14 protein-coding genes are annotated in these 12614 nt (G+C 73.6%); 7 read left to right on the forward strand and 7 right to left on the reverse strand.

The window, feature by feature from the left end; genetic code table 11:
* The coding region (locus tag Q0195_RS13970) for a peptide-methionine (S)-S-oxide reductase (protein WP_299279571.1) at positions 1-368 on the reverse strand (368 nt) is incomplete at its 3' end.
* A 189-nt stretch (positions 369-557) separates the two neighbouring features.
* Between Q0195_RS13970 and Q0195_RS13975 the strand changes: the two genes are divergently transcribed.
* Positions 558-1913, forward strand: coding sequence for an AI-2E family transporter (locus Q0195_RS13975; protein WP_299279573.1), 1356 nt, complete (start codon positions 558-560; stop codon positions 1911-1913).
* Positions 1910-3130, forward strand: coding sequence for a threonine ammonia-lyase (gene ilvA, locus Q0195_RS13980; RefSeq protein WP_299279575.1), 1221 nt, complete (start codon positions 1910-1912; stop codon positions 3128-3130). The genes Q0195_RS13975 and ilvA overlap by 4 nt, the downstream gene beginning before the upstream one ends.
* 54 nt (positions 3131-3184) lie before the next feature.
* On the opposite strand, the gene greA is transcribed toward ilvA, so the two are convergent.
* Complete coding sequence (gene greA / locus Q0195_RS13985; protein WP_299279577.1) at positions 3185-3670, reverse strand: transcription elongation factor GreA; 486 nt, start codon at positions 3668-3670, stop codon at positions 3185-3187.
* Between the two features lie 180 nt (positions 3671-3850).
* A complete protein-coding gene (locus Q0195_RS13990; protein ID WP_299279579.1) occupies positions 3851-4273 on the reverse strand; it encodes a DUF4307 domain-containing protein in 423 nt (140 codons plus the stop codon).
* Between the two features lie 91 nt (positions 4274-4364).
* Between Q0195_RS13990 and mca the strand changes: the two genes are divergently transcribed.
* Entirely contained in the window at positions 4365-5237 is an 873-nt protein-coding gene (gene mca / locus Q0195_RS13995; protein ID WP_299279581.1) for a mycothiol conjugate amidase Mca, read from the forward strand.
* Complete coding sequence (locus Q0195_RS14000; RefSeq protein ID WP_299279583.1) at positions 5234-5584, forward strand: hypothetical protein; 351 nt, start codon at positions 5234-5236, stop codon at positions 5582-5584. The genes mca and Q0195_RS14000 overlap by 4 nt, the downstream gene beginning before the upstream one ends.
* A 28-nt stretch (positions 5585-5612) precedes the next feature.
* Here Q0195_RS14000 and Q0195_RS14005 read toward each other — a convergent pair whose 3' ends face one another.
* Entirely contained in the window at positions 5613-6326 is a 714-nt protein-coding gene (locus Q0195_RS14005) for a hemolysin III family protein (protein ID WP_299279585.1), read from the reverse strand.
* A gap of 147 nt (positions 6327-6473) precedes the next feature.
* Here Q0195_RS14005 and Q0195_RS14010 point away from each other — a divergent pair, with 147 nt between their 5' ends.
* Positions 6474-7235 carry an isoprenyl transferase gene (locus Q0195_RS14010; protein WP_299279587.1) on the forward strand — a complete coding sequence of 254 codons (762 nt, stop codon included), beginning with the start codon at positions 6474-6476 and terminating at the stop codon, positions 7233-7235.
* Positions 7236-7492: 257 nt separating this feature from the next.
* Positions 7493-8887: a PhoH family protein gene (locus Q0195_RS14015; protein ID WP_299279589.1), complete on the forward strand. Its 1395-nt coding sequence runs from the start codon at positions 7493-7495 to the stop codon at positions 8885-8887.
* A 14-nt stretch (positions 8888-8901) separates the two neighbouring features.
* Here the strand turns inward: Q0195_RS14015 and Q0195_RS14020 are convergent, their stop codons facing one another.
* The 3 genes from Q0195_RS14020 to xseA are packed head-to-tail and all read right to left on the reverse strand — an operon-like array spanning position 8902 to position 11314.
* Positions 8902-9831: a carbohydrate kinase gene (locus tag Q0195_RS14020; RefSeq protein WP_299279590.1), complete on the reverse strand. Its 930-nt coding sequence runs from the start codon at positions 9829-9831 to the stop codon at positions 8902-8904.
* The gene (locus Q0195_RS14025) at positions 9828-10052 is read right to left on the reverse strand and encodes an exodeoxyribonuclease VII small subunit (protein ID WP_299279592.1); all 225 of its coding nucleotides are present in this window, start codon (positions 10050-10052) and stop codon (positions 9828-9830) included. Before Q0195_RS14025 ends, Q0195_RS14020 begins: the two co-directional genes overlap by 4 nt.
* A complete protein-coding gene (gene xseA / locus Q0195_RS14030) occupies positions 10049-11314 on the reverse strand; it encodes an exodeoxyribonuclease VII large subunit (protein WP_299279594.1) in 1266 nt (421 codons plus the stop codon). Before xseA ends, Q0195_RS14025 begins: the two co-directional genes overlap by 4 nt.
* Before the next feature lie 176 nt (positions 11315-11490).
* Between xseA and Q0195_RS14035 the strand changes: the two genes are divergently transcribed.
* Positions 11491-12501 (forward strand): 4-hydroxy-3-methylbut-2-enyl diphosphate reductase, encoded by a 1011-nt coding sequence (locus Q0195_RS14035; RefSeq protein ID WP_299279596.1) that lies wholly within the window; start codon positions 11491-11493, stop codon positions 12499-12501.
* Positions 12502-12614 lie beyond the last annotated feature (113 nt).

The following is a 12614-nucleotide window of genomic DNA, read 5'->3' on the forward strand; positions in this document are numbered from 1 at the left end:
GGGTCGTGGTTCTCCCAGAAGGCCTTGAGCAGCCGCTCGGGGTCGGTGCGGGAGGGGTCGTAGGCGACGAGCACCGCCTCGGTGTGCCCGGTGAGGCCCGTGCACACCTCCTCGTACGTCGGGTGGGGGGTGAAGCCGCCCATGTACCCGGCCGCGGTGGTGACGACGCCGTCGAGCCGCCAGAAGATGCGCTCGGCACCCCAGAAGCAGCCCATCGCGACGTAGAGCACCTCGGTGCCCTCGGGCCAGGGACCACGCAGCGGCGTGCCGAGCACCTCGTGCCGCTCCGGCACGGTGAAGGCCGGGGCGGCGCGCCCGGGCAGGGCCTCCTCGGCCGTGACCATGCGGGGTGTGGGGCGGAAGAACATCAAGCCGACCTCCTGGAGAGTGGGGCGCCGACTGCCGCGGGGGGACGGCAGCCGGCGCTACTGATGACAACACCACACGAACCTGAGTATTCCCTCCGAGCCGCCCGGGGGCGCGCGCGTGCGGCTGCCGGCGGACACCCACTCAGTAGGCTGGGCCTCGACCCTCCCACCTCACCGAATGCGGGGACCATGACCGACAAGCCGGCCGGGTGGCTATCCCGGATCACCGCCAACCGCCGCGACACCGACCCGGTCCCGGTGGCGGTCGTCCACACACCTCGCCGGGACGACGCCGACCCGGCCGAGCACTCGGTGACCTACGCGGTGCGGGCCGCCGCGGCGTGGTCGTGGCGGATCCTCGTCATCGCCGCCGCCGCCGCGCTCCTCGGCTACCTCATCATCACCTTCAAGACGGTCGTCGTCGCCTTCGTCGTCGCCATCCTGCTCGCGGTGCTGCTCGAGCCGGTGTCCACCTGGCTGCGTAAGCGGCTGCGCTTCCCGCGGACGCTGGCCTCGGCGGCGACGCTGGTCGGGGCGCTGCTGTTCGTCGTCGGGCTGCTCACCGCCGCCGGACGGTCGGTCATCGTCGGCTTCGCCGACCTCGCCGACCAGGCCGTCCAGGGCTTCAACGAGCTCGTCTCCTGGCTCTCCGACGGCCCGCTGGGTATCGACGAGCAGCAGCTGCAGACCTGGCTCGACGAGGGGCTGGCGCAGCTGGAGTCCAACTCCGACGCGCTGATCTCCGGGGCGCTGGCCGCCACGACCTCCGTCACGCAGGTCATCACCGGCGCCGTCATCGCGCTCTTCTGCCTGTTCTTCTTCCTCAAGGACGGCCGCCACATCTGGCAGTGGTTCGTCCGGCTCGCCCCCGCCCGCGCCCGTGAGCGGATCAACGAGGCGGGGATCCGCGGCTGGGTCACGCTGGGCGGCTACGCCCGCACGCAGATCCTCGTCGCCTTCGTCGACGCGGTCGGCATCGGGATCGGCGCCTGGATCCTCGGGCTGCCGCTCGTCCTCCCGCTGGCGACGCTCGTCTTCCTCGGTTCCTTCATCCCGATCGTCGGTGCCCTCGTCAGCGGGTCGGTCGCCGTCCTCGTCGCGCTCGTCGACCAGGACGTCCAGACGGCGGTCATCATGCTCGCCATCGTCCTGCTCGTGCAGCAGATCGAGGGCAACGTCCTGCAGCCCTGGCTCATGGGCAACGCCGTCTCGCTCCACCCGGTCGCCGTCCTCCTCGCCGTCACCGCCGGCACGGGTGTGGCCGGCGTCCTCGGTGCGCTGCTCGCCGTGCCGATCGCCGCCGTCGTCAACACCGTGGTCCTCTACCTCCACGGCCACGACAAGCACCCACGGGTGGCGACCGACTGGCACCGCCCCGGCGGTCCGCCGGGCACGCTCTTCCGCTCCATCGAGGACTCCTTCGAGCGCACGACGGCCGACCCGGAGGAGGACCGGGCGGCCGAGCACGCCTCGGTCGACGCGTCCGAGCCGGCCACCCGTGACGCCGGCCCCGGCCGGGAACCCGGAGCGGGCAGCGGCCCATGACGGTCGGGATCGACCTCGCCGAGATCGAGGAGGCTGCGGCCCTGCTCGAGGGCGTGACCACGCGCACGCCGGTCGAGGAGAGCGCCTCGCTCAGCGACGTCGCCGGTGTCCGGGTGGTGCTCAAGTGCGAGAACCTCCAGCGCACCGGCTCCTTCAAGCTCCGCGGCGCGTCGGTGCGGATCGCCCGGCTCACCGACGCCGAGAAGGCCCGCGGCGTCGTCGCTGCCAGCGCCGGCAACCACGCCCAGGGGGTGGCGCTGGCCGCCCGTGAGCTCGGCATCTCCGCCGTCGTCTACATGCCGCAGAACGCCGCGCTGCCCAAGCTCGCCGCCACTCGCGGCTACGGCGCGGAGGTGCGCCAGGTGGGCACCGACCTCAGCGGTGCCCTGGCCGCCGCGCAGCGGGAGGCCGCCGAGACCGGCCGCGTGTTCATCCCGCCCTTCGACCACCGCGACGTCGTCCTCGGCCAGGCCACGCTCGGCCTCGAGGTGCTCGACCAGGTTCCCGACGTCGGGACGGTCCTCGTCCCCACGGGCGGGGGCGGGCTCCTCGCGGGCGTGGCGGCGGCCGTGCGGGCGCGCGGCTCCGCCGCCCGGGTCGTCGGGGTCCAGGCGGAGGGTGCTGCCGCCTTCCCCGAGTCGCTCGCCGCCGGGCACCCGGTGGCGCTGCGGCAGCTCGGCACCATCGCCGACGGCATCGCCGTGCCCGCCCCCAGCGAGCTCACCCTCGGTCTGGCGCGCGCGTACGGCGTCGAGGTCCGCACGGTCAGCGAGGAGGCGCTGGCCCGGGCGGTGCTCGTGCTCAGCGAGCGGGCCAAGCTCGTCGTCGAGCCCTCGGGCGCCGCCGGCGTCGCCGCGCTGCTCGGTGGGGACGTCGACCTGCCCGGCCCGGTGGTGGCGATCCTCTCCGGCGGCAACGTCGACACCCTCGTCCTGTACCGGATCCTGCGCCACGGGCTCGTCGCGGCCGGCCGCTACCTGCAGATGGAGGTGCGTGTCCCCGACCAGCCCGGTTCGCTCGCCGAGCTGCTCGGCAGCATCGCCGCTGCGGGCAGCAACGTCGTGAGCATCAGCCATGACCGCACCGCCGTCGACCTCGGCGTCGCCGAGGTCCGCCTCCGCGTCGAGCTCGAGACCAAGGGCCTGGACCACTGCCGCGAGGTGCTCGCCACCCTGCGCGCCGCGGGCTACGGGATCATCTACCAGTCGGTGGGATAGACGACGGCGGGGCACCCGCGGCCGCTGCCGCGCGTGCCCCGCCGGAGGTCGGGCTCAGCCGGTGAACGGCTTGACCTCGTGGATCTCCACCGAGATCGACTTGCCGTTGGGGGCCACGTAGGAGGTCTTCTCGCCGGCCTTCTTGCCGACGATGGCGGCACCCAGCGGGGAGCTCTCCGAGAACACCTCGATGTCGACGTCCTGCGCGGCCTCGCGCGAGCCGAGCAGGAAGGTCTCCTTCTCCCCGGCGATGGTCGCGGTGACGACCATGCCGGACTCCACGATGCCGTCGTCCGCCGGCGCCTCACCGACCTGGGCGTTGCGCAGCAGCTCGGTGAGCTGGAGGATGCGTCCCTCCATCTTGCCCTGCTCCTCGCGGGCCGCGTGGTAGCCGCCGTTCTCCTTGAGGTCTCCCTCGGCGCGGGCGGCCTCGATACGCTCGGTGATCTCGGCGCGGCCGGGTCCCGTGAGGTACTCGAGCTCCGCCTTCAGGCGGTTGTACGCCTCCGCGGTCAGCCAGGTGGTCGCTGTCTCGGCCACGTCTCCTCCTCCAACAAAAATCATGAGCCCCGGCCGCTCGAACGGGCCGAGGCTTCCAGGGGTCCTGTCCTCCCAACGCGCGCCGCAACGACGGACGCAACGCTGCTCGCCGCGCGGGGCGATGAGGGAAGAATAGCAAGAACCCGTCGAACGGTCGTACCACCCGGGGAAGTTTCTCCCTCAGCCGACCTCGTCGGCGGTCGCGCGGCAGCCGGCGATGCGCGCCCCGGCGGCGGGCTCGGAGGTCGCGACGCGCGCCGTGACCAGGGTGCTGCGGCCCTCGGAGGGGCCCACCGGCACACGCGCGACCCCCACCTGGTTGAAGGTCTCGTTCAGCGCCAGCACGGTGCACTCCGCCGTCGTGCCCGGGTCCATGTGGGCGATGAAGGTAACCTCGACAGCAGAGTCGTCCACCACCGAGAAGCCCACGTCGTCGGTGTGCACGGCCTCGTCGGTGGTGATCACCGCGAGCACGACGAACCCGACGACGGCGACCACGGCCAGGACGACGAGCAGCAGACGGCGGCGCCGTCGGGTCGCGGCGTCGGGGGTCGGTCCGTAGCGCTCCTCGAGAGCCGCCCGGGTGTCGTCGTCGGATGTCACGCCGTCCATTGTCCACCCCGGGCTATCGCGTTGCTCCGCGGCAGCAGCGGGGGCGAGAATCGTGGGCGGCCCGAGCAGAGGAGATGGAGAAGTGAGCGAGCAGCTGCGCCTCATGGCGGTGCACGCACACCCCGACGACGAGTCGAGCAAGGGTGCCGCCACGATGGCGAAGTACGTCGCCGAGGGCCACCGCGTCCGCGTGGTCACCTGCACGGGCGGTGAGCGCGGCTCGATCCTCAACCCCAAGCTGGCGCACGAGACCGCGATCCTCGACGACATGGCCTCCTACCGGCGGCGCGAGATGGCCGCCGCCGCGGAGGCGCTCGGCATCGAGCACGTGTGGCTCGGGTTCGTCGACTCCGGCCTGCCCGAGGGCGACCCGCCCCCGCCGCTGCCCGAGGGCTGCTTCGCCCTCGTGCCCCTGGAGGAGGCCGTGGAGGCCCTGGTCCGCGAGGTGCGCAGCTTCCGCCCGCACGTCATGACGACGTACAACGAGAACGGCGGCTACCCGCACCCCGACCACATCCGCTGCCACGAGATCTCGGTGGCCGCCTACCACGCGGCCGCCGACCCCGAGCAGTTCCCCGACGCCGGCCCGGCGTGGGAGGTCTCCAAGCTCTACTACGACGTCGGCTTCTCCGTCGACCGGATCCGGGCGATCTCCGCGGCGATGGAGGAGCGCGGGCTGGTCTCGCCGTTCGAGGAGTGGCTCGAGCGGGCCTCGCGGCGCCCGCAGCGCACCGTCACCACCCGGATCCGCTGCGAGCAGTACTTCGAGCGACGCGACGAGGCCCTGCGCGCCCACGCCACCCAGATCGACCCCGACGGCTTCTTCTTCGAGGTGCCCCGCGACATCGAGCGAGAGGTGTGGCCGTGGGAGCAGTTCGAGCTGGCCCACTCCCGGGTCCCGGTCGAGCTGCCGGAGGACGACCTCTTCGCCGGGCTGCGTAGGCTGGTCGCGTGACCTCGCCCCTGCTCGGACCGCTGCTCGTGCTGGCGGCCCAGACGCCGTCGCCCAGCCCAACCCCGACCGAGCACACGATCTACACGGTGACCCCGGGGATCGGAGGGTTCATCGCGTTCTTCGCGCTGGCGCTCGCCGGGTGGCTGCTGTTCCGGTCGCTGGTCAAGCACATGCGCCGGGTCGACCACGAGACGCTGCGCCGTGAGCAGGCCGCGGCGGCCGCCGAGCCGGGGGAGGGCGGTCCGTCCGGCGAGCCCACGCCGTCCGGGCCGGACGTCGCTCCGGGGCAGGACGCCCCGTCCGGGGAGGACGCGGCGCCCGGGTCGGGCCCGGGTCCGGTCCGCTGACCTCCCGCGGCGCGGTCTGCCCGGCGGGTCAGGCCGCGGCTGCCGCGGCGAGTGCCACCGCGACGAAGTGGCACACGTACCCGCCGACGGTGCCGACGTGGAAGATCTCGTGGAAGCCGAACCAGCGCGGGCTGGGGTTGGGCCGCTTCGTGCCGTAGACCAGGGCGCCGACGGTGTAGCACAGGCCTCCGGCGATGACGAGCCACACGATCGCCGGGCTGCCGGTGCGCCAGAACGTGGGGAGGAACCACACCGCGACCCAGCCCAGGGCGAGGTAGATCGGCACGTAGAGCCAGCGCGGTGCGCCCAGCCAGAACACCCGCATGAGGATCCCGGCGAGCGCCCCGACCCACACCACGGTGAGCAGCACCCGGGCGGTGTCCTCGGGCAGGAGCAGCACCGCCAGTGGCGTGTAGGTGCCCGCGATGAGCAGGAAGATGTTCGAGTGGTCCAGTCGGCGGAGCACCGCGGCGACCCGCGCCGACCAGGTCCCGCGGTGGTAGACCGCGCTGCACCCGAAGAGAAGGACGGCCGAGGCGGCGAAGACCGCCGTCGACACGGTCGCCCTCCCGGGCGGCGCGAGGACGACGAGGACGACGCCGGCCACCAGCGCCAGCGGCGCGATACCGGCGTGGATCCAGCCGCGCAGCCGGGGCTTGACCGCAGCGGCCAGCGCGTCGGCGCGCTCGCCCAGTGCGTCGGCGGCGCTGCGCAGCGGGTCGGGGGTGGCGTCGGGGCTCATCGACCCCTCCTTCCGAACCGGGGCGACGGACGAACCTACGGTACCGTAACCTCCGGTCGTGGAGGGGGTGCCCGGCCCGGGCGGAGCCCGGCCGGGGAGTAGCCTGACCCCGACCCCACCGCCGTCGGACAGGAGTGCGCCACGACCATGCGGCCCCCTCGCCTGCTCTACGGGCTCTACGAGCGACGTCTCGCCCGCAACCTCGACCGGTCGGCCACCCCGCGACACATCGGCGTGATCCTCGACGGCAACCGGCGCTGGGCCCGCGCCCTGGGCAACCCGGCCTCGCACGGCCACCGCCGCGGGGCCGACAAGATCGCCGACCTCCTCGGCTGGTCCGAGGAGGCGGGCGTGGAGATCGTCACCCTGTGGATGCTCTCCACCGACAACCTCCACCGTGACCCGGACGAGGTGGCCGAGCTGCTCGAGATCATCGCCGGGGCGGTGGACACGCTCGCCGACTCCGGCCGGTGGCGGCTGCGCGTCGTCGGGGCGCTGGAGCTGCTCCCCGAGCCGGTGGCGCAGCGCCTCGCCCGCGCCGAGGAGCGCACCGCCGACGTCACCGGCATGGGGGTCAACGTCGCGGTGGGGTACGGCGGACGCTACGAGATCACGGCCGCGGTGCGCTCGCTCCTGGCCTCCTACGCCGAGCGCGGCCTGAGCCTGCAGGAGGCCGCCGACGCGGTGAGCATCGAGGACATCGCCGACCACCTCTACACCAAGGGTCAGCCCGACCCCGACCTCGTCATCCGCACCTCCGGCGAGCAGCGCCTGGGCGGCTTCCTCCTGTGGCAGAGCGTCCACAGCGAGTACTACTTCTGCGAGGCGTACTGGCCGGACTTCCGGCACATCGACTTCCTCCGCGCCCTGCGCGACTACGCCCAGCGTGAGCGGCGGATGGGCCGCTGACATGTCCGGCGGGTGACGAGCCGGTGAACTCCCGGCACGAAGTGCCCCCTGCCCGGGAGTGTCGCCCCTCGTCACGGGTGCAGCGGCCCTAGCGTGCGGTGTGACGGGCGGCACACCCGCCGCCCTCCGGGAGGCCCGCCGATGGTTGCGTCGCTGGAGGCAGGAGGGGCCGCCGGCCCCACCGCCGGCAGGTCCCCCGTCCGACTCGCCACGCCCGGCGCCCCCGTCCCTCGTCGGTGCGCCGCAGGGAGCCCCCCATGACCACCGTCACCCACCGGTCGGACCCGCTCGCCGACCTCGCGCAGGCGCAGCTGCCCGCCGCGCCGCAGGCCGCGGCCCAGCGCCTGACCTACGTGCTCGACACCTCCGTGCTGCTCTCCGACCCCTACGCCGTCGGGCGGTTCGCCGAGCACGACGTCGTCCTGCCGATCGTCGTCGTCACCGAGCTGGAGGCCAAACGCCACCACCCCGAGCTGGGCTACTTCGCCCGCACCGCGCTGCGTCTCCTCGACGACCTGCGCGTCCACCACGGCCGCCTGGACGTCCCCGTCCCGGTCGGCACCGACGGCGGCACGCTGCGGGTGGAGCTCAACCACTCCGACCCGGAGGTGCTGCCCTCGGGGATGCGGCTGGGCGACAACGACACCCGCATCCTGTCCGTGGCGGCCAACCTCGCCGCCGAGGGGAGGGACGTCACCGTCGTCTCCAAGGACCTGCCGATGCGGGTCAAGGCCTCTGCCGTCGGCCTGCGCGCCGAGGAGTACCGGGCCCAGCAGGTCGTCGAGTCCGGCTGGACCGGGATGACGACGGCGAACCTCACCGACGAGGAGATGGCCACCCTGTTCGGGCAGGAGCGGCTCGACATCGCCGGCCTCGCGATGGCCGACAACCTCCTCGACGAGCTGTGCCACACCGGGGTGGTCCTCCACTCCGGCCGCGGCTCCGCGCTCGGACGGGTGCGGCCCGACGGCACGCTCGCCCTGGTCCGGGGGGACCGGGAGGTCTTCGGGGTGCACGGGCGCAGCGCCGAGCAGCGGGTGGCGATCGACCTGCTCACCGACCCGGAGATCGGCATCGTCTCTCTCGGCGGCCGGGCGGGTACCGGCAAGTCCGCACTCGCGCTGTGCGCCGGGCTGGAGGCCGTCCTCGAGCGCCGGGAGCACCGTCGGATCATCGTGTTCCGCCCGCTCTACGCCGTCGGGGGCCAGGAGCTGGGCTACCTCCCGGGCACCGAGACCGAGAAGATGAACCCCTGGGCGGAGGCGGTGTTCGACACCCTCTCCGCGGTCGTCGACCGGCACGTGCTCGACGAGGTGCTCTCCCGCGGCCTGCTCGAGGTGCTGCCGCTCACCCACATCCGCGGCCGCTCGCTGCACGACGCCTTCGTCATCGTCGACGAGGCGCAGTCCCTGGAGCGCAACGTCCTGCTCACGGTGCTCTCCCGGATCGGGCAGCACTCCAAGGTGGTCCTCACCCACGACATCGCCCAGCGCGACAACCTGCGGGTGGGCCGGCACGACGGCGTCGCGGCGGTGGTCGAGATGCTCAAGGGCAACCCGCTCTTCGCGCACGTCACGCTCACCCGTTCGGAGCGCTCGGCCATCGCGGCCCTGGTGACGGAGGTGTTGGAGGACGGCGCCCCGGTGATCTGAAGGGGCGGTGCGGCTCAGTCCGGCAGCGCGGCGAGCTCGGCCGCCGTGGGCGGGTCGGCCCCTGCCCGGGAGACGGTGACGGCGGCGACCCGGGCGGCGTGCTGGAGCACGTCGCGCACGGTCCCGGCGGGCACGGCGTGCAGCCGCTCGCGGCGCTCGGCGCCGAGCAGCCCGGCGCGGGCCAGCCCGTCGAGCAGGCCGGCCATGAAGGAGTCGCCCGCCCCGACGCTGTCGACCACGTTCACCCGCGGCGCGGTGACCGCCACCTCGTCCCCGGACGCGGTCAGGGCCAGCGCCCCGTCACCGCCGCGGGTGAGGACGACGAGGGCCGGGCCCAGTGCCACCCAGGCACGCAGCACGTCGGCGACGTCCTCGCCCGGCGCCAGCCACGCGATGTCCTCGTCGGAGACCTTGACGACGTCGGCCCGCGCGACGAGCCCCTCGACGAGCCGCCGGCTCACGGCCGGGCCGGGCATGATCGCGGGCCGAGCGTTGGGGTCGTAGCTCACCGTGGCCGTCGGGGCGAGGGCGGTGACGAGCCGGGCCACCTTGCCGGCGCCGGGCTCGATCGTGGCGCTGATCGAGCCGATGTGGACGTGCGCCGGCCGCGCCGTCGGGGCGGCGTCGGGGACGTCGTAGGACAGGTCGAAGTCGTAGTCCGCGGCACCGGTCGGGTCGAGGCGCGCGCGGGCCGTGGAGGTGCGCTGCGCGCCGTCCGAGCCGGCGGTGACGACGACGCCGTCGGCCTCCAGCCACTCCCGGATGCGGCGGCCGCGGGCGTCGCGCCCGAACCAGGTCGTCAGCTCCACCGGCCGCCCCAGGCGGGCCAGCCCGACCGCGACGTTCGCCGGGCTCCCGCCGACGTGCTCGGCGGGCTCGTGGCCGGGCCGCTCGACGATGTCGATGAGGCTCTCCCCGACGACGAGCACGTGCGGCTGGCTCACTCCTCCTCCGGGCTGGGTGCGGTCGCCTGCTGGACCTGCTCGAGCTTCTCCCGGGCGCCGTCGAGCCACTGCTGGCAGCGGGCGGCGAGCGCCTCCCCCCGCTCCCACAGCTGCATCGACTCCTCCAGGGAGGCGGCGCCGGTCTCCAGCCGCCGCACGACGTCCTGCAGCTCGTCCCGGGCCTGCTCGTAGGAGAGGGACTCGACGTCGGGGGTGCTCATGGCTCCAGTGTGGCAGAGCCGGGTGTCGCCTCCGGGTGCGCGGACCGCACCTCCACCGCCAGCCGGCCGCGCGCCACCCGGGCGTCGAGCAGCCGGCCCGCGGTGACCTCGGCGGCGTCGCGCACGACGTGCCCGTCCGCGGTGCGCAGCACGGCGTAGCCGCGTTCCAGCGTCGCGAGGGGGGACAGAGCGCGCAGGTGGCGGCGCAGGGAGTCGACGGCGAGGGTGTGCCGCTCGAGGTGCGCCGTCGTGGTCTGCCGCAGAGTGTCGAGGAGCGCCGCGACGTCCCGCTCGCGGGTGGTGACCATCGTCGTCGGATCGGCGAGCACGGGGCGGGAGCGCAGCGAGTCGAGCAGGGCGCGCTCGGCGCGCAGGCGGCCGGTGATGCTCGCCCGCAGGCGCTGTCGGGCGACGAGCAGCGTGCGGCGCTCCTCCGCGACGTCCGGGACCACCCGCTTGGCGGCGGCGGTCGGGGTGGAGGCGCGGTAGTCGGCGACGAGGTCGAGGAGCGGGGTGTCGGTCTCGTGCCCGATGGCGGAGACGATCGGGGTGCGGCTGGCGGCGGCCGCCCGCACGAGCTGCTCGTTGGAGAAGGGCAGGAGGTCCTCGACCGACCCGCCGCCGCGCGCGATGACGATGACGTCGACCTCCGGCAGCGCGTCGAGCTCGGCGATCGCCCGGCTCACCTGGGCGACCGTGCCCACGCCCTGGACGGCGACCTCCCGGATCTCGAAACGCACCCCGGGCCAGCGGGCCCGTGCGTTGACGACGACGTCGTGCTCGGCCTTGGACTCCCGGCCGCAGATCAGCCCGACCACGCGCGGCAGGAAGGGCAGCGGGATCTTGCGCTCGGCCGCGAACAGCCCCTCGGCGGCGAGCACCTGCTTGAGCTGCTCGATCCGGGCGAGGAGCTCCCCGAGCCCCACGGCGCGGATCTCCCGGGCGTGCAGGGACAGCGAGCCGTTCTTCAGGTAGAAGTCCGGCTTGGCGTGGACGACCACGCGGGCGCCCTCGGCGACGTCGGGCAGGTCGCGGGCGAAGATCTTCACCGCCAGGGACATGTCGACGTCGGTGTCGCGCAGCGTCAGGAAGGCCATGCCGGCGCCGGGGCGGCGGTTGAGCTGGACGATCTGGCCCTCGACCCACAGCGGTGACATCCGGGCGACGTACTCGGCGATCTTGGTCGACAGCAGGCGGACCGGCCAGGGACGCTCCGGCGTCGTCTGGTTGGCACGCTCGGGGAGGGGGACGTCGGGTCGCATCCCTCACAGCATGCCACCGGAAAGGCGACGTTCCGGGCGCCGCATCGTACCCTGGCCCTGTGACTACCGTGCCTTCTGCTGCCCAGGCTTCGCCGGACCGCCCCGAGGTCCGGTCCCTCGCCGGAGCTTCCGCGTTCCCCGACGCCGTCCCTGCGCGCACGCCGGGTGCCGAGGCGGTGCCGGGACGGCGGATCCTCCTCGCGGCCCCGCGCGGCTACTGCGCGGGTGTCGACCGGGCCGTCGACGCCGTGGAGAAGGCGCTGGAGCACTACGGCGCACCGATCTACGTCCGCAAGGAGATCGTCCACAACAAGTTCGTCGTCGAGACGCTGAGCAGGCGCGGGGCGATCTTCGTCGACGAGACCGACGAGGTGCCCGAGGGAGCCCGGGTGGTCTTCTCCGCGCACGGCGTGTCCCCGGCGGTCCACGCCGCGGCCGCTGCCCGCAACCTGGCGACGATCGACGCCACGTGCCCGCTCGTCACCAAGGTGCACAAGGAGGCCGTCCGGTTCGCCAAGGACGACATGGACATCCTCCTCATCGGCCACGACGGCCACGAGGAGGTCGAGGGCACCCAGGGGGAGGCGCCGGACCACATCCAGGTGGTCAACTCCCCCGACGAGGTCGACCAGGTGGTCGTGCGCAACCCGGACAACGTCGTGTGGCTCTCCCAGACCACGCTGTCGGTGGACGAGGTCATGGAGACGGTGCGTCGCCTGCGGGAGCGCTTCCCCAAGCTGCAGGACCCGCCCAGCGACGACATCTGCTACGCCACGCAGAACCGCCAGGTCGCGGTGAAGAAGCTCGCCCCGGAGTCCGACGTCGTCATCGTCGTCGGGTCGGCGAACTCCTCCAACTCGGTGCGGCTGGTGGAGGTGGCGCTCCAGGCGGGTGCCGGCGCGGCGTACCGGGTCGACACGGCCGACGAGATCGACGAGGCCTGGCTCGAGGGCGCGACGACGGTGGGCCTGACCTCCGGCGCCTCGGTGCCCGAGATCCTCGTCCGCGACGTCATCACCCGGCTCGGTGAGCTCGGCTACGGCGAGGTCGAGGAGATCCGCACGGCGACGGAGGACATCGCCTTCTCGCTGCCGAAGAACCTGCGCGCCGACCTCAAGGCGGCCGGCACCAACCCCGACCGCCCGCGCCGCGGCAACCGCCGCTCCCTGCCCGTCGACGTCAAGTAGGGTGCCGGTCGGCGTCAGGTGGCGCGCCGTCGACGTCAGGTAGGGCCGGCCAGAGATATGTGTGTCGCAGAGAGTCAGGCTGAACCACCACCTGGATCACCCTGACCCTTCCC

This window comes from uncultured Georgenia sp. (genome assembly GCF_937958535.1).
In the GTDB taxonomy this organism is placed as follows: Bacteria; Actinomycetota; Actinomycetes; order Actinomycetales; family Actinomycetaceae; genus Oceanitalea.

Excerpts from the sequence above, each read along its gene's own strand:
- Q0195_RS13975 (WP_299279573.1), top strand. The coding sequence starts at position 558 with ATGACCGACAAGCCGGCCGGGTGGCTATCCCGGATCACCGCCAACCGC.
- ilvA (WP_299279575.1), top strand. The coding sequence starts at position 1,910 with ATGACGGTCGGGATCGACCTCGCCGAGATCGAGGAGGCTGCGGCCCTG.
- Q0195_RS14005 (WP_299279585.1), bottom strand. The coding sequence starts at position 6,326 with ATGAGCCCCGACGCCACCCCCGACCCGCTGCGCAGCGCCGCCGACGCA.
- Q0195_RS14010 (WP_299279587.1), top strand. The coding sequence starts at position 6,474 with ATGCGGCCCCCTCGCCTGCTCTACGGGCTCTACGAGCGACGTCTCGCC.
- Q0195_RS14015 (WP_299279589.1), top strand. The coding sequence starts at position 7,493 with ATGACCACCGTCACCCACCGGTCGGACCCGCTCGCCGACCTCGCGCAG.
- Q0195_RS14025 (WP_299279592.1), bottom strand. The coding sequence starts at position 10,052 with ATGAGCACCCCCGACGTCGAGTCCCTCTCCTACGAGCAGGCCCGGGAC.
- xseA (WP_299279594.1), bottom strand. The coding sequence starts at position 11,314 with ATGCGACCCGACGTCCCCCTCCCCGAGCGTGCCAACCAGACGACGCCG.